Below are 1,199 nucleotides of genomic sequence, written 5' to 3'. Positions count from 1 at the left end.
GTGGTGGGTGTGTGGTGGTTGTGCCAGTTGATGGGGGTGCCGGTGGTGTGGAGGTGGGCGAGGGTGGTGGTGAGGGTGTGGGGTTCGGGTTGGTTTTTGTGGAGGGTGGGGAGGGTGGTGGCGGTGGTGTTGGTGTGTTGGGTGAGGGTGGTGAGGGTGGTGTCGGGTCCGAGTTCGAGGTAGGTGGTGGTGTTGAGGGTGGTGAGGGTTTTGATGGCGTGGTGGAAGAGGACGGGTTGGAGGGTGTGGTTGATCCAGTGTTCGGGGTTGGTGAGTTGTTCGGTGGTGGCGGTGGTGCCGGTGAGGGTGGAGATGATGGGGATGGTTGGGGGGTGGTAGGTGAGGGTGTGGAGGGTTTGCCGGAATTTTTCCAGCATGGGTTGCATGAGGGGTGAGTGGAAGGCGTGGGAGACGTTGAGGAGTTGGGTTTTGGTGTGGGGGTTGAGTTGTTGGGCGATGTGGGTGAGGGCGTGGTGGGTGCCGGAGATGATGGTGTTGGTGGGGCTGTTGATGGCGGCGATGGTGGCTTGTTGGTTGGTGAGGAGGGGTTCGATGTGGGTGGGTGGGGCTTGGATGGCGAGCATGGTGCCGCCTGGGGGGAGTTGTTGCATGAGGTGGCCGCGTGTGGTGACGAGGGTGGCGGCGTCGGTGAGGTTGAGGACTCCGGCGGCGTGGGCTGCGGTGATTTCGCCGATGGAGTGGCCGGTGAGGTAGTGGGGGGTGATGTTCCAGGTTTGGAGGAGGTGGTAGAGGGCTGTTTCGAGGGCGAAGAGTGCGGGTTGGGTGTATGCGGTGTGGTTGAGGAGGTGGGGGTCTTGGAACATGGCGTGTTGGAGGGGGTGTTCTAGGTGGGGGTCGATGGCTGCGCAGGCGGCGTCGAGGGCTTGGGCGAAGGCGGGGTAGGTGTGGTAGAGCTCTTGGCCCATGCCGAGGCGTTGGCTGCCTTGTCCGGCGAAGAGGAATGCCAGTCGTCCGTTGGTGTGGGTGTGTCCGCGGATGATGTTGGGGGCTGTTTCGCCGTGGGTGAGTTGGGTGAGTGCGTGGAGGAGTTCGTTGCGGTGGGTGCCGGTGAGGGCGGCGCGGTGGGGGAAGTGGGTGCGGGTGAGGGCGAGTGCGCGTGCGACGTCGGTGATGTTGGTTTCTGGGGTGCGGGTCAGGTGGTCGTGGAGTCGGTGTGCCTGTTCCCGCAGCGCGGTCTC

1 protein-coding gene is annotated in these 1,199 nt (G+C 64.1%); it reads right to left on the bottom strand.

What is annotated here, in order from left to right:
- Positions 1–1,199 (bottom strand): acyltransferase domain-containing protein (locus ACIQU6_RS45025; protein WP_403488578.1); only part of this gene is annotated, 1,199 nt, incomplete at both ends.

The organism is Streptomyces sp. NPDC090442 (genome assembly GCF_044769405.1).
In the GTDB taxonomy this organism is placed as follows: domain Bacteria; phylum Actinomycetota; class Actinomycetes; order Streptomycetales; family Streptomycetaceae; genus Streptomyces.
The sequence above is the reverse complement of the archived record's forward strand: the minus strand, read 5'-3'. Positions and strand labels throughout refer to the sequence as shown.